This window comes from Kitasatospora sp. NPDC086801, assembly GCF_044745805.1.
GTDB lineage: Bacteria > Actinomycetota > Actinomycetes > Streptomycetales > Streptomycetaceae > Kitasatospora.
In genome coordinates this window covers 1-25,320 of sequence record NZ_JBIVAX010000029.1, presented here as the reverse complement: position 1 = coordinate 25,320, position 25,320 = coordinate 1, and the positions used below count along the sequence as shown (strand labels likewise).

At 74.4% G+C, this 25,320-nt stretch carries 18 protein-coding genes, 5 tRNA genes and 1 pseudogene; 9 read left to right on the top strand and 15 right to left on the bottom strand.

Annotated elements, in window-relative coordinates:
* Window positions 1–351 precede the first annotated feature (351 nt).
* On the top strand, window positions 352–921 hold the full coding sequence (locus tag ACIPLC_RS26095) for a CGNR zinc finger domain-containing protein (protein ID WP_400475445.1): 570 nt from the start codon (window positions 352–354) through the stop codon (window positions 919–921).
* Window positions 922–950: 29 nt separating this feature from the next.
* Here the strand turns inward: ACIPLC_RS26095 and ACIPLC_RS26090 are convergent, their stop codons facing one another.
* The gene (locus ACIPLC_RS26090; protein ID WP_400475444.1) at window positions 951–1,415 is read right to left on the bottom strand and encodes a hypothetical protein; all 465 of its coding nucleotides are present in this window, start codon (window positions 1,413–1,415) and stop codon (window positions 951–953) included.
* A gap of 110 nt (window positions 1,416–1,525) precedes the next feature.
* Here ACIPLC_RS26090 and ACIPLC_RS26085 point away from each other — a divergent pair, with 110 nt between their 5' ends.
* Window positions 1,526–2,026, top strand: coding sequence for a DsbA family protein (locus ACIPLC_RS26085; protein ID WP_400475443.1), 501 nt, complete (start codon window positions 1,526–1,528; stop codon window positions 2,024–2,026).
* 12 nt (window positions 2,027–2,038) lie between these two features.
* Here ACIPLC_RS26085 and ACIPLC_RS26080 read toward each other — a convergent pair whose 3' ends face one another.
* The 3 genes from ACIPLC_RS26080 to ACIPLC_RS26070 all read right to left on the bottom strand — a co-directional run bounded on the left by ACIPLC_RS26080 (window position 2,039) and on the right by ACIPLC_RS26070 (window position 4,964).
* Window positions 2,039–2,881, bottom strand: coding sequence for a GNAT family N-acetyltransferase (locus ACIPLC_RS26080; RefSeq protein WP_400475442.1), 843 nt, complete (start codon window positions 2,879–2,881; stop codon window positions 2,039–2,041).
* A 151-nt stretch (window positions 2,882–3,032) separates the two neighbouring features.
* Window positions 3,033–3,863: an aminotransferase class IV gene (locus tag ACIPLC_RS26075; protein WP_400475441.1), complete on the bottom strand. Its 831-nt coding sequence runs from the start codon at window positions 3,861–3,863 to the stop codon at window positions 3,033–3,035.
* Between the two features lie 39 nt (window positions 3,864–3,902).
* A complete protein-coding gene (locus ACIPLC_RS26070) occupies window positions 3,903–4,964 on the bottom strand; it encodes a chorismate-binding protein (protein WP_400475440.1) in 1,062 nt (353 codons plus the stop codon).
* A 308-nt stretch (window positions 4,965–5,272) separates the two neighbouring features.
* Here ACIPLC_RS26070 and ACIPLC_RS26065 point away from each other — a divergent pair.
* From ACIPLC_RS26065 to ACIPLC_RS26045, 5 genes are all read left to right on the top strand, one after another.
* A tRNA-Gly gene (locus ACIPLC_RS26065) sits at window positions 5,273–5,345 on the top strand.
* Window positions 5,346–5,385: 40 nt separating this feature from the next.
* Window positions 5,386–5,456, top strand: a tRNA-Cys gene (locus ACIPLC_RS26060).
* Between the two features lie 38 nt (window positions 5,457–5,494).
* Window positions 5,495–5,566 (top strand) — tRNA-Val (locus tag ACIPLC_RS26055).
* A gap of 41 nt (window positions 5,567–5,607) precedes the next feature.
* A tRNA-Val gene (locus tag ACIPLC_RS26050) sits at window positions 5,608–5,679 on the top strand.
* 41 nt (window positions 5,680–5,720) lie between these two features.
* Window positions 5,721–5,792, top strand: a tRNA-Val gene (locus tag ACIPLC_RS26045).
* Between the two features lie 321 nt (window positions 5,793–6,113).
* On the opposite strand, the gene ACIPLC_RS26040 is transcribed toward ACIPLC_RS26045, so the two are convergent.
* A complete protein-coding gene (locus ACIPLC_RS26040) occupies window positions 6,114–6,311 on the bottom strand; it encodes a hypothetical protein (RefSeq protein WP_400475439.1) in 198 nt (65 codons plus the stop codon).
* Window positions 6,312–6,719: 408 nt separating this feature from the next.
* Between ACIPLC_RS26040 and ACIPLC_RS26035 the strand changes: the two are divergent.
* Window positions 6,720–7,964 (top strand): annotated as a pseudogene (locus ACIPLC_RS26035) (serine/threonine-protein kinase); the annotation flags it as partial.
* Between the two features lie 1,009 nt (window positions 7,965–8,973).
* On the opposite strand, the gene ACIPLC_RS26030 reads toward ACIPLC_RS26035, so the two are convergent.
* Complete coding sequence (locus ACIPLC_RS26030; protein ID WP_400475438.1) at window positions 8,974–9,786, bottom strand: TrmH family RNA methyltransferase; 813 nt, start codon at window positions 9,784–9,786, stop codon at window positions 8,974–8,976.
* 226 nt (window positions 9,787–10,012) lie between these two features.
* Here ACIPLC_RS26030 and ACIPLC_RS26025 point away from each other — a divergent pair, with 226 nt between their 5' ends.
* Window positions 10,013–12,643, top strand: a complete 2,631-nt coding sequence (locus ACIPLC_RS26025) for a SpoIIE family protein phosphatase (RefSeq protein WP_400475437.1) — start codon at window positions 10,013–10,015, stop codon at window positions 12,641–12,643.
* Window positions 12,644–12,710: 67 nt separating this feature from the next.
* Here ACIPLC_RS26025 and cobA read toward each other — a convergent pair whose 3' ends face one another.
* The 9 genes from cobA to ACIPLC_RS25980 form a co-directional block, all read right to left on the bottom strand.
* Window positions 12,711–13,988 carry a uroporphyrinogen-III C-methyltransferase gene (gene cobA, locus ACIPLC_RS26020; protein WP_400475436.1) on the bottom strand — a complete coding sequence of 426 codons (1,278 nt, stop codon included), beginning with the start codon at window positions 13,986–13,988 and terminating at the stop codon, window positions 12,711–12,713.
* Window positions 13,989–14,096: 108 nt separating this feature from the next.
* The gene (cobT, locus tag ACIPLC_RS26015; RefSeq protein ID WP_400475435.1) at window positions 14,097–17,918 is read right to left on the bottom strand and encodes a nicotinate-nucleotide--dimethylbenzimidazole phosphoribosyltransferase; all 3,822 of its coding nucleotides are present in this window, start codon (window positions 17,916–17,918) and stop codon (window positions 14,097–14,099) included.
* 539 nt (window positions 17,919–18,457) lie between these two features.
* Window positions 18,458–19,723, bottom strand: a complete 1,266-nt coding sequence (gene cbiE / locus ACIPLC_RS26010; RefSeq protein ID WP_400475434.1) for a precorrin-6y C5,15-methyltransferase (decarboxylating) subunit CbiE — start codon at window positions 19,721–19,723, stop codon at window positions 18,458–18,460.
* Between the two features lie 262 nt (window positions 19,724–19,985).
* Window positions 19,986–20,621 carry a GNAT family N-acetyltransferase gene (locus ACIPLC_RS26005; protein ID WP_400475433.1) on the bottom strand — a complete coding sequence of 212 codons (636 nt, stop codon included), beginning with the start codon at window positions 20,619–20,621 and terminating at the stop codon, window positions 19,986–19,988.
* Window positions 20,622–20,819: 198 nt separating this feature from the next.
* Window positions 20,820–21,644 carry a MetQ/NlpA family ABC transporter substrate-binding protein gene (locus ACIPLC_RS26000; protein WP_400475432.1) on the bottom strand — a complete coding sequence of 275 codons (825 nt, stop codon included), beginning with the start codon at window positions 21,642–21,644 and terminating at the stop codon, window positions 20,820–20,822.
* A 58-nt stretch (window positions 21,645–21,702) separates the two neighbouring features.
* Window positions 21,703–22,440 carry a methionine ABC transporter permease gene (locus tag ACIPLC_RS25995; protein WP_400475431.1) on the bottom strand — a complete coding sequence of 246 codons (738 nt, stop codon included), beginning with the start codon at window positions 22,438–22,440 and terminating at the stop codon, window positions 21,703–21,705.
* On the bottom strand, window positions 22,437–23,462 hold the full coding sequence (locus ACIPLC_RS25990) for a methionine ABC transporter ATP-binding protein (protein WP_400475430.1): 1,026 nt from the start codon (window positions 23,460–23,462) through the stop codon (window positions 22,437–22,439). The genes ACIPLC_RS25995 and ACIPLC_RS25990 overlap by 4 nt, the downstream gene beginning before the upstream one ends.
* Before the next feature lie 578 nt (window positions 23,463–24,040).
* Window positions 24,041–24,544: a GNAT family N-acetyltransferase gene (locus tag ACIPLC_RS25985; RefSeq protein WP_400475429.1), complete on the bottom strand. Its 504-nt coding sequence runs from the start codon at window positions 24,542–24,544 to the stop codon at window positions 24,041–24,043.
* A 383-nt stretch (window positions 24,545–24,927) separates the two neighbouring features.
* Entirely contained in the window at window positions 24,928–25,185 is a 258-nt protein-coding gene (locus ACIPLC_RS25980; RefSeq protein ID WP_400475428.1) for a hypothetical protein, read from the bottom strand.
* Between the last annotated feature and the right edge of the window lie 135 nt (window positions 25,186–25,320).

Here is a 25,320-nt window from a genome sequence, read left to right as displayed (position 1 = left end):
TCACCGCAGCCGTCCTACTCGGGGGCACGGCAGCAACTCAGCCGCGCACGACGCGGTCTCGGGGCCGGTGGACGGCCCGTTCCCGTCGGAGCGGGTCCGCGACACCGCGGGCGCCCGGCAACGAGGTCGGCCATCCATACGGGTGGCCGGCCTCGCTGCCGGGCGCCGTCGGCATTTCGGGGGGTCCTTCGCGGGCCGGTCCGCCCGGGCGCCGCCCGGTTCACGGCACTCTGACGGAATCCGTACACGCCTTCGAAAGAACCCGCCGCCCTTCCGCCGCACGGCCCGGTATGGTCTGGGGTAACCGTGGACGCGGGGTTCCGGAGTCCCCCTGCGCGAGGAGTCCCCAACGTGCTGATCACCCATGACACCGAGTGCGCACTGGGCATCCTCGTCGAGCTGCTCAACACCGCGCCCGAGGTGTGCGGCACCGAGCGGCTGCCGGACGTGGCCGCACTGGACGCCTTCGTGGTCGGCCAGGAGATCAGCGAGATCGACTCGCTGACCGAGAACGACCTGCGCAAGGTGCACGAGCTGCGCACCCGGCTGCGCGAGGTGTTCGGCACGGAGTCCACCGCCGAGGCCGCCGAACTGGTCAACCGGATCGTCGCCGCCGCCGGGACGACGCCGCGGCTGACCAACCACGACCACCACGACTGGCACATCCACTACTTCGCCCCGCACGCCGCACTCGGCGACCACCTCGCCGCCGAACTGGGCATGGCGCTGGCCTTCATCCTCATGGCGGGCGAGCGGGAGCGGCTGCGCCGGTGCGAGGCCCCGGACTGCGCCCGGGTCTTCGTGGACCTCTCCCGCAACCGCTCCCGGCGCTACTGCGACAGCCGCACCTGCGGCAACCGGCTGCACGTCGCCGCCTACCGGGCACGGCAGCGCTCGGCGGAGGCCGTGCCCTCCGCCTGACGCCGGCCCCCGCGGGGTTCGGATGCCGCTCAGATGCCGCGCTTGCGGAGGATCTCCTCGATGTCGGAGAAGTCGCCGAGGCCGTCGTCCCGCTTGCCCGCCGCGGGCTTGCCCGTCGCCGGCTTCTTGGGCGGCGTAGCGGCCACCGCCGGGCGCTCGGGTGCGGCAGCGGCGGCCGCCGGGCGGTCCGGCGCGGCGTCCACGGCGCCCCGGCGGCCCAGCCAGCGGGTGGTCACCAGCAGCAGCGCGGAGAGGCCGAGCAGCACGATGCCGGTCCAGACCCGGGGGTCGAACACCAGCTTCGTCGCCCAGTCGGCGAACTCGCTGCCGATCGTCCGGGCCACCGGGAACAGGCCGGTCAGGTAGAGCCCGGCGGGCACGAGGGCCACCGCGAACCAGCGGGTCGCGGACAGGAACCGCCGCCGGTAGGCCCGCAGGCCGGCCACGGCCACCCCGCCCGCCGTGAGCGCGAAGCTGATCGCCGCGGTCAGCACGGCAGTACTCCTTCGCTTGCGGTCGTCCTGGTCATCACTGCCTCCCTGTCGGCCTTCGCAGGGGCGCACCGTCGGCCGGAGCGGGCGCCCACTAGTGAAACACTGGGGGAATGATCGATGGTTCCCTCCCCCGGCTCGAGTTCTGGTGCGACCTCCAGTGTCCGGACTGCCGCACCGCGCTGGACGACGTACGGGCGCTGCGCGCGCAGTACGGCGACGCACTGCCCGTCGAGGTCCGCCACTTCCCGCTGGAGAAGCACAAGCACGCCTACCCGGCCGCGGAGGCGGCCGAGGAGGCGTTCGCGCAGGGGCTGGGCTGGCCGTTCGTGGAGGCGCTGCTGGCCCGGGTCGAGGACCTGGACGCCCGCGGGCAACAGGTGCTGCTGGAAGTGGCCCGGGCGGTCGGGGTGGACGCCGAGGAGGTCGACACCGCGCTGATCGACGGCCGGCACATGCTCACCGTGGACGCCGACCAGGCCGAGGGCCGGGCGATCGGGGTCACCGGCACGCCGACGTACGTGATCGGCCGGCAGCGGCTGGACGGCGGCCAGAGCCAGGACGGCCTGCGGGACCGGATCGTGGCCGCCATCGAGGCGGCGAGGGCTTCCTGACGCCATGCCGGGTCACAGCGGCTTTCCGTAGATGCGGTTGGTGACCCGGTAGCCGAGCGAGGCGTAGAGCCGGATCGCGACCTCGTTGTCGGCGAAGACGTTGAGGCCGAGGTCGCGCACTCCGGCGGCCAGACACTCGCGCTCGGCGAGCAGCATCAGGGTGCGGCCGTGTCCCCGGCCCCGGTGGGCCGGGGACACTTCGACGGTCATCACCCAGGCGAGCGGCCCGCCGTCCGGCAGGTCGCGCAGGTGGAAGTCCACCCAGAGCGAGCCGAGCGGCTCGGACCCGCCCTCCGCATACAGGCGGCGCAGGGCGACGCCGGGGCTGTCGGCACCCTGCGGGAGCTGGCGCAGGTGGTCCAGGTGCGATCTGGCGCGGGCCTGCTCCTCGCTGAGTCCGGACTCCACGAGCGAGCGGACGTAGCCCTGTGCGGCCTGGTCGAGCCAGGCCTGGAACTCCGAGGGCTCGATCCGGTCGGCGGTGATGCTGGCGGGCAGGGCGGGGGCCGTGGTCAGCCGCTTGGCCAGCTTCCGCATCCGCTCGGTGTAGCCGAGGGTGGTGGCGAGCGCCCGGGCGATCCGCGCCGTCTCGGGGATGTTGACGTCCACCCGGGTGCAGCCCCAACCGCGCAGCACCTCCTCCGCGGCCAGTGCGCCGAACGTGCCGCGGCCCCGCCCGCGGCCTTCTCTGACCTCCAACTCCGATATCTCACCCCAGAGTTGGCTGCCGTGCGGGACGGCGGTGGTGCGCAGCGCGCCGACCTGGCGGCCGTTGGTGCAGATCTGCCAGTGCCTGGTGCGGCCGCCGGCGTCGGTGGGTGTCTCCGGGCCCTCGGGGCGCAGCGTCGTGGTCATGTGGTGGTCCCTTCCCCGCGCCCGGGTGCCTATGCCCTGGTTGCCGCTGCGCGCCGTCGGTGCGGCGGCCACCTCCGTCGGCGGACGGAAATCACAGGTCGGGGTCGTCGGCGGACGGAAAACACGGGTCAGGGTCGTCGGCGGACGGGGATCACGGGTCGAGGTCGTCGCCGCTGCGCTCGGCGAAGACGGCCATGGCCTTGGCGGTGACGGGGCCGACGCCGGGCAGTTCGCGGTCGTCCACCCGGGTCACGGCCTGGACGTCACGGGTCGTGGAGGTCAGGAAGACCTCGTCGGCGTCCTGGAGGGCGCTGAGCGGCAGGTCGGTCTCCTCGGCGCCGCACCAGTCGATGACCAGTCGCCGGGTGATGCCGGCCAGGCAGCCGGAGGCGAGGGTGGGGGTGAGCAGGCGGCCGCCGAGGACGACGAAGACGTTGGAGCCGGTGCCCTCGCACAGCAGTCCGGCGGTGTTGGCGAACAGGGCCTCCGAGGCGCCGGCTCGGTGGGCGGCGGCCAGGGCGACGACGTTCTCGGCGTACGAGGTGGTCTTGAGGCCGGCGACGGCGCTGTGCTCGTTGCGGCGCCACGGGACGACGGCGGCGGCGGTCTCGTCGGGGCGGCGGTTGATCGCACCGAGGGCGACGACGAGGGTGGGGCCGGCGGTGCCGCGCTCGGAGCCGAGCGGGGAGGTGCCGCCGGTGTAGGTGACGCGCAGGCGGCCGAGCGGGACCGGGTTGGCGGCGAGGACCTGGGCGCAGGCCTCGCGGACCAGGTCGTGGTCCGGGTCGGCCAGGCCGAGGCCGCGGGCGGAGCGGGTGAGCCGGTCGAGGTGCCGGGTGACCGCGAAGGCCCGGCCGTCGGTGGCCTTCATGGTCTCGAACACCCCGTCGCCGGTGGTGAGTCCGTGGTCGAGGACCGAGACGGCGGCGTCGGCGGAGTCGACGAGCGTCCCGTTGACCCAGCTCGTGGTCGGGTTCTGCATCGCGGGCTGCTCCTAGGGCGGGGTGGGGGACGGTACGGCTCATGCCCCCGTCGGGTCGGTGTCGCTGCCCGACGCTATCGCGACCAGGCGGGCGGCCTTCAGTTCGGTTTCCGCCCACTCGCGGTCGGGGTCGGAGCCCCAGGTGATGCCAGCGCCGGTGCCGAAGCGCAGCACGGGCGCCGCGGGGTCGGTCCGGTCGAACCAGAAGGTGCGGATGCCGACGGCGAGTTCGCCCTCGCCGCGGTCGGCGTCGACCCAGCCGACGGCGCCGCAGTACGGGCCGCGCGGGGCGGTCTCCAGGGCGTCGATGATCCGCAGGGCGCTGGACTTGGGGGCGCCGGTGACGGAGCCGGGCGGGAAGGTGGCGGCCAGCAGTTCGGGCCAGCCGGCGCCCTCGCACAGGGTGCCCTCGACGGTGGACACCAGGTGGACCAGGCCGGGGTGCTTCTCGACGGCGCACAGGTCGGGGACGGTGACGCTGCCGGTCGCGCAGACCTGCCCGAGGTCGTTGCGGACCAGGTCCACGATCATCACGTTCTCGGCGTGGTCCTTGTCGAGGAGGTCGTCCTCGGTGCGGCCGGTGCCCTTGATCGGGCCGGAGGTGACGGTGCGGCCGGTGCGGCGCAGGTACAGCTCGGGCGAGGCGGTGGCGATCTCGACGCCGTGCCCGGGCAGGCGGATGGTGCCGGCGTAGGGGGCGGGGTTGCCGTGGGCGAGGAGGCCGGTGAGGGCGTCGACGTCGCAGCGTCCCGGGTCGGGCAGCGGCGCGGACAGCACGCGGCAGAGGTTCGCCTGGTAGACCTCGCCGGCGGCTATGTGTTCGCGGATGCGGCGCACGCCCGCGGTGTAGGCGTCGCGGTCCAGGGAGCTGTGCCAGTCGCCGGCCTCCGGTCCGCGCCAGCCGGCGCCCGAGGGCGGCGCGGGGGCGGGGCGGACGTCGTCGAAGCGGGCGCAGGTCAGCCGGCCCTCGAAGTCGTAGGCGACGGCCCAGTAGCCGGTGGAGTCCAGGGCGGCCGGGTCCGAGGTGACGTCGCGCAGACCGGTGGCCAGGCGGCCGCCGAAGCGGGCGAGCGGGGTGCTGGGAGCGGTGGGGCCGGACACGGTTCTCCTGCGCGGTGGTGCTGGGCGGCGGTGCCTGAAGTGTAGGTCGGGGGTGCGGGCCCGGCGCGGGGGTGTGAGCAGCGCCGGGCGTCGCGCGGGTGTGCGCCGGGTGGCCTGCGGATGATCGTCCGGAAGCGCCGCAGGTGGCGGCCGGTGGCCGGCTCCGGGGGTCGGCGGGGACGCGCTCGGCGGGCATCCCTTCGGCACGCTGCGGGAACGGATTTTTAGCTGGCCCGGTAATCCGCTAGAGTTCAACACGTCGCCAGGGAGCGCAGCCGAAGAAAAGCGGTGAGGGTCCCGGGAGACAGGCGGACGTGGCTCAGTTGGTAGAGCATCACCTTGCCAAGGTGAGGGTCGCGAGTTCGAATCTCGTCGTCCGCTCGATGGAGAACAGTGTAAGATCGTTCTTCGTGTGTTGCCTGGTGGAGTGGCCGAGAGGCGAGGCAACGGCCTGCAAAGCCGTGTACACGGGTTCAAATCCCGTCTCCACCTCCGAGAGGTTCGACCGGTTCCGGCCGGAAGACCTCCCCGCGCGATTAGCTCAGCGGGAGAGCACTACCTTGACACGGTAGGGGTCACTGGTTCAATCCCAGTATCGCGCACGTCGGGCCCTTCGGGGTCTGCTGCAAGACCGCCACACCAGGCGCGATTAGCTCAGCGGGAGAGCACTACCTTGACACGGTAGGGGTCACTGGTTCAATCCCAGTATCGCGCACGTCGGGCCCTTCGGGGTCTGCTGCAAGACCGCCACACCAGGCGCGATTAGCTCAGCGGGAGAGCACTACCTTGACACGGTAGGGGTCACTGGTTCAATCCCAGTATCGCGCACAGTAACGGCCGGGGCCGCGATCCGTCAGGATCGCGGCCCCGGCCTTTTGGCGTTGGCCTTGGTGGTGGTTCGGTCACCGCGGGGCCGGGCTGTCGGACTGTCGGGCTGTCAGGGAAAAGCCGTCAGGGAAAAGAGAAGAGCCGCGTACGGTCGCCCTCACCGACGTCCGTACGCGGCGTCTCCGCCTGCCGGGGCGCTCTGCGCACCGCTCTCGCCCGTCCGCGAGTCATCGCGGCCGCGGCCTCCCCGGCGGCACTGCTCCCCGTCCCCAGGGGACCAGTGCCCGTTCTGTGGCCGACCCCGTCGGGGCCGGCGTGATCTCAGCGGCCGATCAGATCGGCGACGGCCTGCGCCTGGTTCGCCATCTGATCCCAACCGCCGAACAGCATCACCAACAGCACCGCGCACGGCAGGGCCATGGCCAGCGCCACGGCCGGGTGCCTGGTGGGCTGCTCGGCCGACCGGGACTGGACGACGGCCGACCGACGGCGGGGGTTTCCCCTGAGCTGCGGTGCCATGCCCTTACTCCTGTGGTCCGGTCGAGTTGGCGCGGTGGACGGCTTACCTCGGGGGACGAGCTCCCCGTCCACCGCTGAACACAACGCTATTGCTCAGGGGGCCCTCCGGACGTCATGCCGTCGTACTGTTCCTCGGGCATCCCGGAGGATGACGCTCAGACTTCAGGCGTACTACCGCAGGGGGAGGAAGCCTTGGCCGCGCCCCCGGGGGAACCCTGAGGGGCAACCCCGAGAAACGATTCGGCACCCCCATGACCTGCAGGTCAGCGCACGATCCGACAATCACACGGCTGCTTGAGGTGTTGCGTATCAGCACACCGCAGGGGGCAGTCCGTAAGCTGTGCCAGACAGGAACTGACGATGCCCCAACCGACGGGGCCTCACCCACAGGCTGACGGGGAACGAAACATGGCGATGATGCGGCTGAGGCGTGAGGACCCCCGCATCGTCGGGCCGTACCGCCTGCACCGGCGACTGGGCGCCGGCGGCATGGGTGTGGTCTACCTCGGCTCCGACCGCCGCGGACAGCGCGTCGCCCTCAAGCTGATCCGCGCCGAACTCGCCGAGGACCAGGAGTTCCGCACCCGCTTCGCCCGTGAGATCGCCGCCGCCTCCCGCATCCGGGGCGGCTGCACCGCCCGCGTCGTCGGCTCCGACATCGAGGCCGACCGCCCCTGGCTCGCCACCGCGTACGTGCCCGGGCCCTCGCTCTACAAGCAGGTCGGCGACGAAGGTCCGTTGAGCTGGCCCGAGGCCGCCCGGATCGGCGCCGCACTCGCCGACGGGCTGGTCAAGGTGCACGAGGCCGGGGTCGTCCACCGCGACCTCAAGCCCTCCAACATCCTGCTCTCGCCCCGGGGCCCGCGCATCATCGACTTCGGCATCGCCTGGTCGCGCGGCGCCAGCACACTCACCCACGTCGGCACCGCCGTCGGCTCCCCCGGTTTCCTCGCGCCCGAACAGGTCCGCGGCGCCGCCGTCACCCCCGCCACCGACGTGTTCGCCTTCGGGGCCACCCTCGCCTACGCGCTCACCGGGGACACCCCCTTCGGGTCCGGAGCCTCCTCCGAAGTCATGCTCTACCGGGTCGTCCACGAGGAACCCGACCTGTCGGCCGTACCCCCGCCGCTGGCACCGCTCATCCGCGCCTGCCTCGCCAAGGAACCCGCCGAACGGCCCGGCGCGGCCGCACTGCACGAGCGCCTCAGCGAACTCGCGGCGCGCGGCGCGGCGGCCGGCACCGGCACCCGAACCGCGCGGCCCGGCCACGGGCGGGCCGCGGCACCCGCCCCGGCGGCCCCGCCCGCCCCCGACGGCGCCCGGCACGGCGTGCCCGCGCCCGGACGCTCCCCCGAACCCGCCGCCGCGGCACAGTCCCGGGCCGCCGCGGCCCGGCGCTCGCAGGCGGCCACCGCGCCGCTCCCCCGGCCCGAGGCCACACCGGTGACCCGCCCGCTGCGGGAGCGGCCGCACACCCCGCCCCCCGGCCGACCCGGCACCCGCGACCGCGGACACCCCCGGGACCGCCAGCACACCCCCGCCCCCGGCGGGCGGCCCGGCAACGCGCGGCAGCGGCTGCTGCGGCAGCGGCTCGTGGTCTTCGTCACCGTGACGGTCGGCGTCGCGCTGGCCATCGCGGCCGCCCAGGGGTGCGAGAACCGCGGCAACCAGGGCCTGCGGCCCTCCGGCGGGTCGACCGCCAGTGCGCCCGCCACGGGCGGCGCGCAGGCCGTGGCGGGGACTTCGGTGGACGGGGCCGCCGCATCCCCCGCTGCCCAACCCCCGACCGCCCAACCCCCGGCCACCCCGCTCGCGGCGGCCGCGGCCGCGCACGGCGGCGCGGGCGACAGCCCGTTGGCGCCCCCGCAGGGACCGGGGCCGGTGGTCGACTGGCCCAACCGCAGCTACCCCGACGGGACCGGCGGGCCCGGCATCGCGCTCCGGGACGGCCGGTCCGTCGGGGCCGGCCCGCAGGTCGTGCTGAGTACCGTGCTGCCCGCCCGGTACAAGGGCGCCCCGGCAGCGGTCGTCGTCCTGCGGCGGGCCGAGGGCTCGGTGCCGGTCGACCTCGTCCAGCTCTTCACCTTCACCGGGGACACCCCGGTCGCCGCCGCCTCCCGCACCTCGGCGGCCGACCCCCAGGCGACGGCCACCTGGCGGCTCGACGGCGGAACGGTCGTCCGCGAGGAGCGGGCCGCCGCGACCGGCGCCATCACCTCCACCCGCTACACCGTCCGCGCCGACGGCACCCTGGACGAGTCCTGGCCCGGCGCCTCCTCCTCCGGTCCCGTCACTCCGCCCCCCGCCGCCGCCCCGGCCCCGCCCACCGCCCCGGCGGGCTGAGCACGGGAAGTCGGCCCGGCCGACTTCCGGTACCCGCGGCGGTGAGGAGCCGGCCAGGCCGCCTGCTCCGCCGACCTGCTCCGCGGACGAAGTCGGCGGGATCACCGCACGGGAAGGCGCGGCGCGGGAAGTCGGCCGAGTCGACTTCCCGCGCGAAGACTCCCGCCCTGGGAGGTGCGGGTCGGCTTCTTCGGTGAGGCGCGGGTGCGAGATGAGAAGTCGGGTGGGTCGACTTCCTGTGTGCGAGGGCTGCGGCCGTGGCGGAGGTGCTTCTGGCGATGCGGCGACGTGTGAGAAGTCGGGTGGGTCGACTTCCGGGTCAGGCGGTGGGGGCGGTGACGGCGTAGAAGGCGACGGCGGCGGCAGCGCCGACGTTGAGGGAGTCGATGCCGTGGGCCATGGGGATGCGGACGGGGTGATCGGCGGCGGCGAGGGCGGGGCCGGTGAGGCCGTCGCCTTCGGCGCCGAGCATCAGGGCCGCCTTGGGGAGGCGGTGCGGGGCGAGGGTGGCGAGGTCGACGGCGGCGTCCGCGGGGGTGAGGGCCAGGAGGGTGAATCCGGCGGTGCGAACGGTCTCCAGGGCGGCCGGCCAGGGGTCGAGGCGGGCGTAGGGCACCGCGAAGACGGCGCCCATGGAGACCTTGACGGCGCGCCGGTAGAGCGGGTCGGCGCAGTCGGGCGAGAGCAGGACGGCGTCCATGCCGAGGGCGGCGGCGCTGCGGAAGATCGCGCCGAGGTTGGTGTGGTCGACCAGGCCTTCCAGGACGGCGACCCGGCGGGCCCCGGCGAGCAGGTCCGCGGCCTGCGGCAGCGGCTTGCGTTCCATCGAGGCGAGCGCGCCGCGGTGGACGTGGTAGCCGGTGACGGCTTCGGCGAGCCCTGGTTCGACGACGTGCACGGGGGCGTCCGCCTCGGTGATGACGTCGGCCATCACGTCCAGCCACTTGGAGGTCAGCAGCATCGACCGCATCCGGTAGCCGGCGGCGAGGGCGCGGCGGATGACCTTCTCCCCCTCGGCGATGAACAGGCCTTCGGCGGGTTCGCGCCGACGGCGCAGTTCGACGTCGGTGAGGCCGGTGTAGTCGCCGAGGCGGGGGTCGGCGGGGTCGGTGATGGTGCTGGGTTCGGACACCCTGCGATCTTGCCAAGGCGGGGTGGGGAAGGCCAAACGGCCCAAGCCGTGGGGTGGGCTGCCCTTGGCCCTGTGCCAGCCATGGTGCAAACATGACCGTATGGCCCGCTTTCCGGGCCGATCCTGGGCTCCGTCGGCCTCTGGTGCTAATGGTTCCGCCGGCTCCTCCGGCGGGCGCCCACATGGTCGGCAACAGCTGCCGCGCGCGAAGCGGCCGTGGTCCGTGATGCGCCGTTCGGTAGCCGGACAGGTCTTCGGGCTGCAGATCCTCATCGTGCTGCTGCTGGTGGCGGCGGCCGCGGTGGCGCTGGTGGTGCAGTCGCGCAGTGAAGCCGAGCGCGAGGCCCGCAACCGGTCGGTGGCGGTCGCGCAGACCTTCGCCAACTCGCCCGGCATCGTCGAGGCCCTGCGCTCCCCCGATCCGGCCGCGATCCTGCAACCCAAGGCGGAGGCCGCGCGGGCCGGGTCCGGCGTCGACTTCATCGTCGTGCTGAACGACGACGGCATCCGCTACACCCACCCCGACCCGTCCCAGATCGGCCAGAAGTTCATCGGCAGCTACCTGCCCGCGCTGCACGGGCAGGTGGTGATCGAGCGGAGCACCGGCTCACTCGGCCCGGGGATCCAGGCGGTGGTACCGGTGTACGCGCCGGACGGCTCGGTGCCCGGCCTGGTCTCGGCGGGCATCACGGTGGCGAAGGTGAGCAGCGCGGGCGAGCGGCAGCTGCCGGTGGTGCTGGGCACGGCCGCGGGCGCGGTCGGGCTGGCCACCCTCGGCACGGCGTTGATCAGCCGTCGGCTGCGGCGTCAGACCCACGGTCTGGGCCCGGCGGAGATGACCCGGATGTACGAGCACCACGCGGCCGTGCTGCACGCGGTGCGCGAGGGCGTCATGATCGTCGGCGCGGACGGTCGGCTGCTGCTCTGCAACGACGAGGCACGGCGCCTGCTGGACCTGCCAGCGGACGCCGAGGGCCGGCCGGTGGCCGAGTTGGGGCTGGAACCCGCGCCACTGGCCCTGCTGACCGGCGACCGCCCGGTGACCGACGAGGTGGTGCTGGCCGGGGAGCGGCTGCTGGCGGTGAACGTCCGGCTCACCGACCAGGCGGGCGGCCCGCCGGGCTGCGTCGCCACGCTGCGCGACTCCACCGAGCTGATGGCGCTGTCCGGCCGGGCCGAGGGCGCGCAGCGGCGGCTGCGGCTGCTGTACGACGCCGGGGTGACGGTGGGCAGCTCGCTGGACGTCACCCGGACGGCGGAGGAGCTGGCGCAGGTCGCGGTGCCCCGGTTCGCGGACTTCGTCACGGTGGACCTGGCGGACCAGGTGCTGACGGGCGAGGAGCCGCCGCCGGGCACCTCGCTGGGGCGGATGCGGCGCGCGGCGTTCGCCGGGATCCGGGACGACGCGCCGTTCTACCCGGTGGACACGGTGCTGGACGTGGTGCCGAACGCCCCGCTGGCCGGGGCGCTGCACAGCGGGGAGCCGGGGTTGGAACCCCGGCTGGCCGAGGCCCCGGGGTGGCGGGAGCAGGATCCGGAGCGGTCGGCCCGGGTGCTGGCGTACGGGGTGCACTCGCTGGTGCGGGTGCCGCTGCGGGCGCGCGGGGTACTGCTGGGGGTGGCCCGGTTCTGGCGGGCGGACCGCCCGGAGCCGTTCGAGGCGGACGACCTGGCGCTGGCCGAGGAACTGGTGGCGCACGCGGCGGTGTGCATCGACAACGCGCGCCGCTACACCCGGGAGCACGCGATGGCGGTGACGCTGCAGCACAGCCTGCTGCCGCGCAACCTGCCGCCGCAGAGCGCGTTGGACGTCGCGCACCGCTACCTGCCGGCCCAGGCCGGGGTGGGCGGGGACTGGTTCGACGTGATCCCGCTGCCGGGCGCGCGGGTGGCCCTGGTGGTCGGGGACGTGGTGGGGCACGGGCTGTACGCGGCGGCGACGATGGGGCGGCTGCGGACGGCGATCCACAACTTCTCGACGCTGGACCTGCCGCCGGACGAGCTGCTGGGGCACCTGGACGACCTGGTGAACCGGATCGACCAGGACGAGGCCGCGAGCGGCGAGGGCACGAGCGGCGAGGGCGCGGCCCTGACCGGGGCGACCTGCCTGTACGCGATCTACGACCCGGTGTCGGGGCGGTGCACGCTGGCCAGCGCCGGGCATCCGCCGCCCGCCGTGGTGGACCCGGACGGACGGGTGGTGTTCCCTGAGCTGGCGACCGGGCCGCCGCTGGGGCTGGCGGTGCTGCCGTTCGAGAACGTCGAGCTGGACCTCGCGGAGGGCAGCCGCCTGGTGCTGTACACCGACGGGCTGGTGGAGGACCGCGAGCGGGACATCGGCGAGGGGCTCGAACTGCTGCGGGCGGCGCTGACCGGGCCGCCGCGCACGTCGGAGCAGACCTGCGCGGACGTGCTCGGGGCGATGCTGCCGGAGCGCCAGCTGGACGACATCGCGCTGCTGGTGGCACAGACCAGGGTGCTGGCGCCGGACCAGGTGGCGGGGTGGGACGTGCCGGCCGACCCGGCGGCGGTGGGCGCGGTCCGGGCCGCGGTCGCGGAGCGGCTGGCGGCGTGGGGACTGGAGGAGGCGGCGTTCGCCACCGAGCTGATCCTGAGCGAACTGGTGACCAACGCGATCCGCTACGGCTCCGGGCCGATCCGGGTGCGGCTGGTGCGGGACCAGGCGCTGATCTGCGAGGTGTCGGACGGCAGCAGCACCTCGCCGCACCTGAAGTACGCGGCGACCACGGACGAGGGCGGGCGCGGACTGTTCCTGGTCGCGCAGTTCGCGGACCGCTGGGGGACGCGCTACACGGCGACGGGGAAAGTGATCTGGACGGAGCAGCCGCTGGAGTAGCCGCCCGGAGTGGGACATCGGACCGGCCGACGTCCCACTCCGGGCGGGTCCGGCGATTCGCGTCGGATCAGCGCTGGAAGGCGGCCGCCAGGACGTTGACCACGTCGCCGACGACGATCACGGCCGGCGGCCTGATCCGCTCGGCCTCGACGGTCGCGGCGACGGTGGCCAGGGTGGCGTCCACCCGGCGCTGGGCGGCGGTGGTGCCCTCCTGGACGATCGCCACCGGGGTGTCGCCCGGGCGGCCGTGCTCGACGAGCTTCGCCGCGATCGCGCCGATCTTGTCCACGGCCATCAGCAGCACCAGGGTGCCGCGCATCTTCGCGGCGGCCTCCCAGTCGGTGAGCGAGCGCTCGTCGTCCGGGCCGACGTGACCGGAGATCACGGTGAACTCGTGCGTCATGCCCCGGTGGGTGACCGGGACGCCGACGGCCGCCGGGACGCTGATCGAGCTGGAGATGCCCGGGACGACGGTGACCGGTAGTCCGGCCTCGGCGCAGGCGAGCAGTTCCTCGCCGCCGCGCCCGAAGACGTACGGGTCGCCGCCCTTGAGCCGGACCACGAACTTGCCGGCCTTGGCGTGCTCGATCAGCGTCCGGTTGATCGCCTCCTGGGCCATGAACCGGCCGTAGGGGATCTTGGACGCGTCGATCACCTCGACGTGCTCGGGCAGTTCGGCGAGCAGCTCGCGCGGGGCGAGGCGGTCGGCGACCACCACGTCGGCGTCGGCGAGCAGGCGGCGGCCGCGCACGGTGATCAGGTCCGGGTCGCCCGGACCGCCGCCGACCAGGGCGACACTCCCCTGGCCCGGCTGCCCCGAGGCGCCCCCGACGCCGTGCGAGCGGAACTGGCGGACGGCCAGCGAGCCGTCCCGCAGGCCGTCCACGATGGCGTCGCGCAGGGCCGCGGAGTGGCGCGGGTCACCGGTGAGGACCGCGACGGTGGCGCCCGCGTCGCGGCCGCTGGCCGGCGTCCAGGCCGAGGCGGCGGAGGCGTCGTCGCTGCGGGCGCAGAACACCCGCTCGCGCTCGGCCTCGGCGCTGACCGCACCGTTGACCGCCGGGTCGTCGGTGGCGACCAGGGCGTACCAGGCACCGGCCAGGTCGCCGTCCTGGTACGGGCGGGCGTGCCAGGTGAGCTCGCCCGCGTCGGCCATCGCCTGCACGGCCGGGGTGGTGGTCGGCGAGATCAGGTGCAACTCCGCACCGGTGGCGATCAGCGCCGGGAGCCGGCGCTGCGCGACCTGACCGCCGCCGACCACGACCACGCGGCGGCCGGCGAGCAGCAGGCCGACCGGGTACGGGGTACGGCCTTCGGTGCTGGGGTGCGGGGTGGGCGCGGTCATCGGCGGTGCTCCAGATCGGGGGTGGGGTAGGGGGTGCGGGTGCGGCGTGACGCCGCTCCGCGGACCGGCGCGCCCTCGGGCCGGTCCGCGGGGTGGTGACGGCGAACGTCAGCCCTTCTCGGTGACCCCGGCGGAGTCGAAGGTGGCTACATCGTGCATCGCCCGGGCCGCGCTCTGCACCAGCGGCAGGGCCAGCAGGGCACCGGTGCCCTCGCCGAGCCGCAGGTCCAGGTCGATCAGCGGACGCAGACCCAGCTTCGCCAGCGCGGCCTGGTGGCCGGGCTCGGCGGAGCGGTGGCCGGCGATGCAGGCGGCCAGCACCTCGGGGGCGATCGCCTTGGCCGCCAGCGCGGCCGAACCCGCGATGACGCCGTCCAGGACCACCGGGGTGCGCAGCGAGGCCGCGCCCAGCAGGAAGCCGGCCAGGGCAGCGTGCTCCAGGCCGCCGACGGCGGCGAGGACGCCGATCGGGTCGGCCGGGTCGGGCCGGTGCAGGGCCAGCGCGGCCCGGATGACCTCGATCTTGCGGGCGTGCGTCTCGTCGTCGATACCGGTGCCGCGGCCGGTGACCTCGGCCGGGTCGAGGCCGGTGAACACCGAGATCAGGGCGGCCGAGGCGGTGGTGTTGGCGATCCCCATGTCGCCGGTGACCAGCGCCTTGTTGCCGGCCGCGACGAGGTCGCGGGCGGTCTCGATGCCGACCTCGATGGCCTTGAGGGCCTCCTCGCGGGTCATCGCCGGGCCCTGGGTCATGTCGGCGGTGCCGGGCTTGACCTTGCGCGGCAGCAGGCCGGTGGTGCGGCCCTGCTGGATGGCGTCCGGCAGTTCGGCGGCGACGCCGACGTCGACCACGCAGACCTCGGTGCCGATCTGCTTGGCGAAGGAGTTGATCACCGCTCCCCCGGCCAGGAAGTTGCCGACCATCTGGGCGGTCACCTCCTGCGGCCACGGGCTGACGCCCTGCGCGTGCACACCGTGGTCACCCGCGAAGATCGCCACGCAGGCGGGCTCCGGGATCGGCGGCGGGCACTTGCGGGACAGGCCGCACAGCTGGGCGGAGATGATCTCCAGCATGCCGAGCGAGCCGGCCGGCTTGGTCATCCGCTTCTGCCGGTCCCAGGCCTCGCCGAGCGCCTTGGCGTCCAGCGGGCGGATGCCGCGCAGGGTCTCGGCGAGCAGGCTCTGCGGCTCCTCGCCGGGCAGCGCGCGGTTGCCGTACTGCTCCTCGTGGACGACCCAGGACAGCGGGCGCTTCTTGGCCCAGCCCTGCTGCTCCAGCTCGGGCTCGTCCGGGAAGGAGTCGACGAAGCCGACGCACAGGTAGGCGACGACCTCCAGGTGCTCGGGCAGGCCGAGTTCGCGGACCAGCTCCTCGTCGTCGAAGAAGCTCACCCAGCCGACGCCCAGGCCCTCGGCGCGGGCCGCCAGCCAGAGGTTCTCGACCGCCAGGGCGGCCGAGTACGGGGCCATCTGGGGCTGGGTGTGCCGGCCCAGCGTGTGCCGGCCGCCGCGGGTGCGGTCGGCGGTCACCACGATGTTGACCGGCGTTTCGAGGATGGCCTCGATCTTGATTTCCTTGAACTGCTTGGCCCGGCCCTTGGGCAGCGAGTCCGCGTACACCTCACGCTGGCGCTCGGCCAGGGCGTGCATCCGTCGGCGGGTCTTGGCCGAGCGGATCACCACGAAGTCCCAGGGCTGGGAGTAGCCGACGCTGGGCGCGGTGTGGGCGGCCTCCAGGACGCGGATCAGCACCTCGTGCGGGATCGGGTCCGGGCGGAAGCCGTTGCGGATGTCGCGGCGCTCGCGGATCACCTGGTGGACGGCGTCGCGGCCGACCTCGTCGAAGCCCGGCGCGGCCGGGCCGCGCGGCTCGGCCGGCTCCTCGGCCGGCGCTTCCTCGGCCGGCTGCTCCGCCAGGTCCTCCGCCAAGCTCTCCGCGGGCTCCTCCGCCAACGGCTCGACGGCCGATGCGGCCGGCTGCTCCTCGGCGGCGGGGGCCTCGGGGGCCTCGGCGGCTTGGTCGGCGGCGGGGGCCTCCGGCGCAGTGGCCTCCACGGCGACGGACTCGGCGGCGGACTCGCCGGCCACGGGCTCGGCAGCAGCCGGCTCGACGGCGGCCGGGGCCTGCTCGGTGGGCTCGGCGACGGCACCCGGCTCGGTGACGGGCTGGGCCTGGTCCTCCAGGGCCCTGGGGGGCTCGACGGCCTCGACGGCCTCGGCGACGGGCTCGGCGGGTGCGGCGGCGGGCTCGGCGGGTGCGGCGGCGGGCTCGGTGACCGGGGTGGCGTCCGCGACCGGCTGCGGCGCAGCCTCCGGCGCGGCGGCCTCGGTCTCAGGCTCGACGACGGGCTCGACCGGGGCCTCGACGGCCTGGTCCACGACCGGCACGGCCTCCTGGGGCTGCTCACCCTCGGCGGGCTCGGCGGCAGGCTCGACAGCGGCCTCGGCGACGGGCTCTCCGACGGCCTGGCCGGAGGGCATCTCGCCCGTCCCGGCGGCGGTCTCGGCGACCGCCTCGACGACGGGTTCGGCGACGGGTTCGGCGACGGCCTCCGGCGCGGGCGCCACGGCCTCCGCGACGGTCTCGACCGCCTCGGCGAGCGGGGCAGCCTGGGCCGGCTCATCGACCGCTATGGGAGCGGGCTGCTGCGGGGCTGCCTCCTCGGCCACCGGAGCCTGCGCGGCCGCCGCGACCGGAGGCAGACCGTGCGGGGTGGGCGCGGCGAGGAATGCGGAGATGCGCCGCGGCTGGCCGGCCGGGGCGGGTGCCTCTGGCTGCTCCGCGGGCGCGGCCTGCGCGGCGGCCTCGGCACCAGCCTCGGCGACGGGCTCGACGGCGACCTCGACCGGCGCCTCGACGGAGGCCGGCACGACGGACCCGGCGAGAGGCGTGCCGGTCGGGTCGACGACCGGCTGGCCGGCCTCCGCCGGGACCGGCTCGGCCACGGCGGCCTGCGACGCGTCCGCCACGGCCTCGGCGACGGCGAGGGCCTCCGGCAGCTCGACGACCTCGATCACCTCGATCGCCCCGACCGTCTCGACGGCCACCAGCGCCTCGACCGGCTGCGAGGCCAGCGGCACCTGCTGGAACTCCTGGGTCTCCACCGTGGAAGCCACGGAAGCGACGGGAGCCGCCGACGGCGCGGGCGCCACCGGAACGGCCTGCGGCACGGCGGCCGACACCGGGGCGGCGGCCTCGGCCATCGGCGGCCGGCCGACCACCGGGATGCCGTGCGCGGGCGTGCCGCCCTGCGACGGGCCGCGATCGGCGAGCGAGCGCACCGGGACCTGGCCGGTCATCAGCGACGGGTCCGGGATCGGCGGGCCGGCGTGCAGCGGGCGGCGCGGCGGCTGAGCGGCCGTCATCGCCTCCGGGGTCTGCGGGTGCGCCGGGGCGGCCTGGAACGGCTGCTGCACCTGCTCGGCGCCGAGCACCGGCGGGTCCAGCGGCGGCCACGAGGGCTCGACCGGCAGGCCGTCCTGCTGCGGTGCGAACGGCGTCTGCTCGGTCGGGAGGGGAGCCAGCGGCTCGCCCCAGGAGCCCTGCGGGCCGGGCATCAGCAGGACGTCGTCCTCGTCCTCCTGGTCGAGGAAGTGGAAGGCCGGACGCGGGGCGCCCGGGTCGACGCCCCAGCCCTCGCCGGGCACACCGGGAGCCGGTGCGCCGGGAGCCGACAGGCCGGGGGCCGGTACGGCGAAGCCGGACGCGCCCAGCGGCTGGCCCTGCTGCGGGATGACACCCGCGCCGGGGGGCACCGCACCGGCCAGGCCGTGGCCCGGCGCCGTCGGGTGCGGGATCACGCCGCCGTCCGTCGCGACGCCCTGCAGGGGTGCAACGCCCGCGACGCCCTCCGGTCCGCCGAGCGGGTCCGGCCCGGCGTTCAGGTGCTCCGGCAGTCCCGAGCCCGGGACGTGGCCGCCATCGGTCATTGTCAAACGCTCCTTCCAGGCCGCTGCCGCGCCCTTGGCGACACGATCACCGACCGCAGCGCCCATCCGCACGGGCCGGGCCTGCACCGACCCGCCCCTCAACCACACGCGGCCGCCGCGCCGAGGCGCTGCGGCCCAAGTCCTTCCGGCGCGCTGCGGCACCCCGGCCTGCGCGCCGCCCACACCGGGCGGCGGCGCACCATCTGAAACAACGACAACCCGGAGCAACCGGCACGACCGCACCGGACCCTACGGCATTCTCCAGGTCCGGCACGCGGCCCGTCGAATTGCCCACACTCCGAGCACAACCGGATTGCACCGCGTCAAAAAGGCGACAAACCGACCGAATCGGGTGGGTCGCCGACCGCCGCAGCCGCCCAGGACGCCACACTACCGGCCCAGCACGGTCACCTCTCGAATCGGTGTCCGGATGCGACCTGGATCACCGCCCGGCCCCACGACGACCCCTCAGCAGCACAGCACGGGCCCGGGATGTGTCCGGCGAATCAGGCCGAATCCACAGGAAGCACCCCAGGCCTTCACGCGATCTGCTCACCCCAGAGCAGCAGCACGCCGGTTTCGCCCGCCCCCAGACCCAGCCCGCCACCGGCGCCACCGGCGGCCGACAGCGGAGTGGACTGCAGCAACGCGCCGTCCGCCCGGTAGCCGGCCTCGGCCATCGCCCGGTGGACCTGCTCCGCCTCGGCGAGGGTCCGGGGCACCGCGACGAACCGCTCCGGACGGCGGGCCAGCACCGCGCGCACCACGTCGAGACCGGCGGACTCCACCACCGCCACGTCCGGCTCCGGCAGGCCGCCCAGCACCTCGGGGCCCTGGCCGTGCACGGTCTCCACCTCGACGCCGTACCGGCGCGCGTTCACCGCCAGCCGGGCGCAGGCCGAGCGGGACGCCTCGACCGCGACCACGGCGGCGCCGAAGCGGGCCGCCTCCACCGCGAGGGCGCCGCTGCCCGCGCCGACCGACCAGACCAGGTCCCCGGGACGAGCACCCAGACGGGCCAGCACCAGGGCGCGCACGTGCGCGGGGAGCGCGTCCGACGCGCCGGGCTCGTCCCCCGTGCGCCCGGCGCCCGCGTAGGCGTCACCGGGGAGCGCCCAGCCGCGGTCCGCGCCGGGGAAGCCGACCGGGCGCCCGGCCAGCCAACCGGCCGCCGTGTCGACCCCGCCGGCCTGGGGGCCGCCGTTGCCGCCGATCACCAGCACCACGTTGGGGTCGCGCCACACGTGGTCGGCGATCCGGTCGGAGGTGAGGACGGTGACGTCCTCGTCCGGGGTACCGAGGGCCTCGCAGACCACGAACGTCCGGTGCACCCCGCGCAGCATGAGGGCCAGTTCGCTCGGGCCGGCGCCCGGCGCGGTCAGCACCGCGACCTTGGGGTGGGCCCGGCAGATGTTGGCCGCGCGGCGCAGCCGTCCGCCGTGGGCGCTGACCACCTGGGCGTCCTCCCAGGGCATGCCGGCCCGGGCGAAGGCGGCGGCGACCGAGGAGACGGCGGGCAGGACCTCCAGTTCGAGGCCGTACTCGGGGCGGCGCAGCGAGCGCACGACGCCGAAGAATCCCGGGTCGCCCTCGGCGACCACGACGGCGGCGCCCCGGTGCTCGGCGATCCGCCGGGCGGCCTGCTGGACGTTGCCGAGGGTGATCCGCTCGGCGGCGTCCGGCACCGGGAGGGCGCTCAGTTGGTAGGGGGCGCCGGCCACCAGGGTCGCTGCGGCGAGGGCCGCACCGGCGGCCTCGGTCAGCGGCGTGCCGTCCCACCCGATGACCGTGATCCGGTCAGCCATCTGCGGCCGTTCTCCCTCGACTCGGTGCGCGACCCGGCCTGCGACCCGGTGTGTCCCTGCGGTGTCACCCGGTGTGCGGCTCGGTACGCCGACAAACCACGCCGGTCTGCGGCGCCGGTGCAGAGGCTACCGGGTGTGATCCCCTCGGCGCCGACATCTCGTACACATGTCCGTGACGAGCCGGTGTCGGAGCGGCGGCTCAGGCGGCTCAAGCGGCTCGGGCGGCTCAAGCGGCTCGGGCGGCTCAAGCGGTTGAGGAGGCTCAGTCGCGCAGCACGTAGCGGTGGTCGCCGTGCCAGCCGGTCGGCTCCGGCTCGGGCGCCTCCATGTCCTCCGGGAGCAGGCTCCAGAGGATGAGGTCGCTGCGGCTCTCCACGACGACCTCGCCGGACTCACCCCGGACTATCCAGGCGCTGCGCAGCACGCCCTCGCTGATGCCGCCGATCTTCTGGGCGACCTGCTGGGCGGCGGTGTTCCCGGCGGCGGTGCGCATCTCCAGGCGCAGGAAGTCGCGGTCCTCGAACAGCCACTGGCCGACGCCGAGGACGGCCTCCGGCGCGTAGCCCTCGCCGCGGGCCCAGGAGGCGGTGACGTAGGAGATCTCGGTGCTGCGCAGCCGCCAGTCGGTGTTGCGCAGTTCGACCAGGCCGACCAGGCGCTGGGTGAGGTGCTCGGTGACGGCGAAGACGATGCCGCGGCCGGCGGCCCGGTGGGCGGGGGCGAGGGTGCGGGCGAGCTCGGCCGCGTACGCCTCGGTGAAGGGGTGCGGCAGATCGGTCCAGGCCAGGACGAGTTCGTCCGTCATCATCGCGGCCAGGCCGGGCGCGTCGTCCTCCGCAAGGGGCCGCAGCAGAAGCCGTTCGGTGCTGATGGCGGTCTCGGGGAAGCTCGCTGCCATGCCGTCTCTCCTCGCCGGGTCGTGAACACAACACCGTACGCCCCCGCCGTGCCCCGGGTGTCACGCGGTGCGCTGCCCGCACGACGGTACGTCAGAACGCGGCCGGCCAGGGCGTCCCGGGTGCATACTGCCGGACCGGGCCCCTGCCGAGGTGCGGCGGGGGCCCGGTCGGGATCAGGGCGTGGATCGGACCGCGGCTCAGAAGGCCGGGATGACCGAGCCCTGGAAGGTGTCGTCGATGTACTTCTTGACCTCGTCGGAGTGCAGCAGCTCGGCCAGCTTCTTCACGCGCGGGTCGTTCTCCTTGCCCTTCTTCACGGCGAGGATGTTGGCGTACGGGTTGCCCTCGGCCTTCTCCAGCACCAGCGCGTCGGTGGCGGGCTTCAGGCCGGAGTCGAGCGCGTAGTTGCCGTTGATGACGGCGGCGTCGAGGTCGGCGATGGAGCGGGGCAGCTGGGCGGCCTCCAGCTCCTTCCACTTGAGGTTCTTCGGGTTGCCCGTCACGTCGGCCGGGGTGGCGGCGGTGGTGACGCCGTCCTTGAGCGTGATGAGCTTGTTGTCGGCGAGCAGCTTGAGCGCGCGGCCCTCGTTGGTGGCGTCGTTGGGCAGGCCGACGGTGGCGCCGTTCGGCAGGTCGGCGATCGACTTGACCTTCTTGGAGTAGACGCCGAGCGGCTCCAGGTGCACGGGCTCGACCGAGACGATGTCGCTGCCGTGCTTCTTGTTGAAGTCCTCCAGGTACGGGACGTGCTGGAAGTAGTTGGCGTCGGCCGAACCGTCCTGCACCGCCGTGTTGGGGGTCACGTAGTCGGTGACCTCCTTGATGTCGAGCTTGAGGCCCGCCTTGGCCGCGAGGTTGTCCTGGACGAACTTGAGGATCTGCCCGTGCGGGGTGGGGCTGGCGATGACCTTGAGCGGCGCGTTCGGGTCCGAGGAGGAGGACCCGGAGCTGCCGCACGCGGCCAGCGAGAGGGCGATGCCGGCGGTGGCGAGGATGCTGGTGAACTTCAGGGCGTTGCGCACGAAAAGTGCCTTTCTGCGTGATGCGGGGAGCCGTGGTCCGGTGTCGGACCCGGGAGGTCTAGGGGGCGACGAGGTCCTCGTCGGGGGCGACCGGTCCGGCCGGGGTGCGGCCCAGCAGCCGGGTCCGGCCACCGGTGCCGCCGCGGTTGGCGAGGCGCCGGACGGCGAAGTCGCCGATCAGCTGGACGGCGGTGACCAGGATCACCAGCTCGGCCACGATGACCCACATGAAGGCGGTCTCGAAGCGCTGGTAGCCGTAGTTGACGGCGAGCGTGCCGAGGCCGCCGCCGCCGACCGTGCCGGCCATCGCGGAGTAGCTGATCAGCGTGATGATCGTGGTGGTCACCGAGGCGGCGATGCCGGGCAGCGCCTCCGGGAGCAGCGTCTTGCGGACGATCGTCCAGGTGCTGCCGCCCATCGCCTGGACGGCCTCGACCAGGCCGCGGTCGACCTCGCGGACGGAGGTCTCGACCAGGCGGGCGAAGAACGGGATGGCGCCGATGGTGAGCGGCACGGTCGCCGCCTGCCAGCCGATGGAGGTGCCGACCAGCCAGCGGGTGAAGGAGATCAGCGCGATCATCAGGATGATGAACGGCACCGAGCGGGCGATGTTCACCACGAAGGCGATCGACTTGTTGACGGCCCGGTTGGCCAGCAGCCCGCCCTTGTCGGTGAGCACCAGCAGGATGCCCAGCGGCAGGCCGAGCAGCACGGTGACGGCCGTGGAGACGCCGACCATCTGGAAGGTCTCCTGCGTGGCGGGCCCCATCAGGGCCCACATCTGGTCCCAGGTCATGCCACCGCTCCGTCCGCCGCGCCCAGTACGTCCACCTGTAGGCCCTGCTCCCGCAGGTAGCCGATCGGCACCACGTTGTCCTGGTGGCCGCCGGACAGCTCGACCCGCATCCGGCCGACCATCCGGCCGGCGATGGTCTCCACCGCGGCGCCGAGGATGTTGATGTCGATCTGGTAGGTGCGGGCCAGCTGGGAGACGAAGGGCTGGGCCGAGGTGTCGCCCTGGAAGGTGATCTCCAGCACGGTCGAGCCGGGGTGGCCGGTGCCGAACTCGCTGAGCGGGAACAGCTCGCGGGCCAGCTCGGAGCCGGGCTTGGCCAGCAGGTCGGTCAGCTCGCCGGACTCGACCACCCGGCCGCCGCGCATCAGGGCCGCGGAGTCGCAGACGGACTTGATGACGTCCATCTCGTGGGTGATCAGCAGGACGGTGAGGCCGAGCTGCTGGTTCAGGTCGCGCAGCAGCTTGAGGATCGAGCGGGTGGTCTCCGGGTCGAGCGCCGAGGTGGCCTCGTCGGAGAGCAGCACCTTGGGGTCGCCGGCCAGGGCGCGGGCGATGCCGACGCGCTGCTTCTGGCCGCCGGAGAGCTGGTTGGGGTAGCTGCGGGCCTTGTCGCCGAGGCCGACCAGGTCGAGCAGTTCGGCGGCCTTGCGGCGGCGCTGGGTGCGGTCCAGGCCGATGATCTCCAGCGGGAGCTCGACGTTCTGCTGGACGGTCCGCGAGGAGAGCAGGTTGAAGTGCTGGAAGACCATGCCGATCCGGCGCCGCGCCTCCCGCAGTTCCCGGCCGGCCCGGTTCTCGCCGCCGGACAGCGCGGTCAGCTCGACCCCGTCCACCGTGACGGTGCCGGAGGTCGGACGCTCCAGCATGTTCACGCAACGGATCAGGGTGGACTTGCCGGCGCCGCTGGTGCCGACGACTCCGTAGACCTCGCCCGGACGGACGTGCAGGTCGACGCCGGCGAGGGCGGTCACCTCGCGGCCTCGGGAGCGGTAGACCTTCGAGAGGTCCGTGGTGGTGATCACAGCTGCTTCCGTGGGTCGGGGGCGGGCGGCGGGCGGCCGCCCGACCGGGTTGCGGTCGGCGACGTGCACGGCGCTTCGCCAGGGGGATCCGGACCTGCCACCTCTTGATCGTGGCCGCTGGGCGACCGGGCCGCGCGACGGCGTGGCCCTTACGAGTTCATCGGGCACGAGTCACGGGCACGAATCGTCGTGGACGACCACCCGCCCACGGGGGGCAGGCGGGGAGAAGGGGTGTGGCAGGCTGGGCGCGCTCGCACGGACGGGAACGACGCCGGGTCTCGCTTCGGGGCGCGAGGTGGGGGCACCCTCAACCGGGTGCCGGGGGCGGTGGCCCTCAGCGGTGACACATTCGACGGCACATGGCGCGCTCACCTGCCGGCAGGGTGCCGGTGGGGGTCCATTTCGTCGTCGCAGTCATGGGAGCCAGTAAATCAGATGGGTCGATTTGGACCCAATTACTTGGATGTGATGTCCGCAATGCGGACATCCGACGCCGCCACCAGCGACGATACGGTTCGGCGCCGCCACCGGATGTCCGGATGGTGGCGGCGCCGTACGGGCCGAAACGGGCGGGGTGCTCAGGCGGTCGCGGCGAGCGACACCACGGCGGGCTTCTCCAGGTGCACCAGGCTGAGTCGGTCGCTGACCGGCTCGACCGCGGACTGCCGGTAGCCCAGGCGGGTGTACAGGCGCAGGTTGCCGAGGCTGCGGTGGCCGGTGAACAGGCGGTAGGAGGTCACCGGGCGGCCGTCCTCGGCGAGGCGGCGCTCCAGCGCGTCCAGCAGCCGGCCGCCCAGGCCGTGCCGCTGCATCCTCGGGTGGACGACCAGGCGCCCTATCCGGCCGACGCCCTCGGCGTCGACGTGACCTCGGATGGTGCCGACCACCTCGTCGCCCAGGCGGGCGACCAGCACGTACTGCCCGGACAGTTCGGCGCGCAGGCTCTCCAGGGTCTGCGTCAGGGGCTCGATCGCCCAGTCGCCGTACAGCTCCGCCTCGGGCTGGTAACCGAGGTACTGGAGCTTGAGGATCTGCTCCGCGTCCTCGGCGTCCGCCGCCGAGATGATCACGCTCATGCCCATGTGCTGGGGCCTCCCCATCGTCGTGCCCGGCGCGCAAACGTGAGGGTGCCGCACCGGATGCCCTGCCGGAGATGTCCCGGCCGGGGATCTGCCCTGACCGGGGGTGGCGCACGAACGTACCAGCCGCGCGGCCCGGAAGTGACCGGGTCGACGGCGACGCGCTCACGCTCAGTATCCGAGCGATCGCGGCACCGTCAAGAGCTACGTTCGCCAGCGCTCTACCCGCGTGTCAGCTGCTCTCAACCTTCGGGGGGTTCGACGTGGCGAGGGTCACGCGGGGGCGCGGGCGGGGACGGGGGCGGGTGGCGGCGGCCGGGCGTGAGGAGCGTCACCCGGGCGGAGCCGCCACCGGGGTGATCGGTGCGGGGAGCTTCACCGCCTGCTCACGGGTACCGCTCGGCGTGGAGGAGGACCCGTAGGCAGGCGAGGCAGCGGGAGCGGGTGGGCCCGATCGAGCCGCGCGGCATGCCGAGGCGTTCGGAGAGCTCCCGGTAGGTCGGCGGCGGGTCCTCGGCGAGGGCGGCGACCAGCTCGGGGCAGCGGCCCGGCAGGCCGGCCACGGTCTCGCGGACCACGCGGCGGCGGCGTTCGGCGAGGAAGACGTCCTCGGCGGAGGGGACGGGCGGAAGGGTGGTGCACACACCGTGCATGACGGGCCGGGGCGGGCCGGGTTACGCCCGACCGGGGGTGCGGACGTGGGGGGGGGGGGGGGGGGGGGGGGGGGCGGCCGCCCCCCCCCCCCCCCCCCCCCCCCCCCCCGCGCCCCCCCACCCCCC

What these genes read in the sequence shown, in the direction of transcription:
- ACIPLC_RS26040 (WP_400475439.1), bottom strand. Translation starts at nt 6,311, where the DNA reads ATGGCACCGCAGCTCAGGGGAAACCCCCGCCGTCGGTCGGCCGTCGTC.
- ACIPLC_RS25995 (WP_400475431.1), bottom strand. Translation starts at nt 22,440, where the DNA reads ATGACCTGGGACCAGATGTGGGCCCTGATGGGGCCCGCCACGCAGGAG.
- cbiE (WP_400475434.1), bottom strand. Translation starts at nt 19,723, where the DNA reads ATGGCTGACCGGATCACGGTCATCGGGTGGGACGGCACGCCGCTGACC.
- ACIPLC_RS26025 (WP_400475437.1), top strand. Translation starts at nt 10,013, where the DNA reads ATGCGCCGTTCGGTAGCCGGACAGGTCTTCGGGCTGCAGATCCTCATC.
- ACIPLC_RS26080 (WP_400475442.1), bottom strand. Translation starts at nt 2,881, where the DNA reads ATGACCACGACGCTGCGCCCCGAGGGCCCGGAGACACCCACCGACGCC.
- ACIPLC_RS26005 (WP_400475433.1), bottom strand. Translation starts at nt 20,621, where the DNA reads ATGGCAGCGAGCTTCCCCGAGACCGCCATCAGCACCGAACGGCTTCTG.
- cobA (WP_400475436.1), bottom strand. Translation starts at nt 13,988, where the DNA reads ATGACCGCGCCCACCCCGCACCCCAGCACCGAAGGCCGTACCCCGTAC.
- ACIPLC_RS25985 (WP_400475429.1), bottom strand. Translation starts at nt 24,544, where the DNA reads ATGGGCATGAGCGTGATCATCTCGGCGGCGGACGCCGAGGACGCGGAG.
- ACIPLC_RS26075 (WP_400475441.1), bottom strand. Translation starts at nt 3,863, where the DNA reads ATGCAGAACCCGACCACGAGCTGGGTCAACGGGACGCTCGTCGACTCC.
- ACIPLC_RS26085 (WP_400475443.1), top strand. Translation starts at nt 1,526, where the DNA reads ATGATCGATGGTTCCCTCCCCCGGCTCGAGTTCTGGTGCGACCTCCAG.
- cobT (WP_400475435.1), bottom strand. Translation starts at nt 17,918, where the DNA reads ATGACCGATGGCGGCCACGTCCCGGGCTCGGGACTGCCGGAGCACCTG.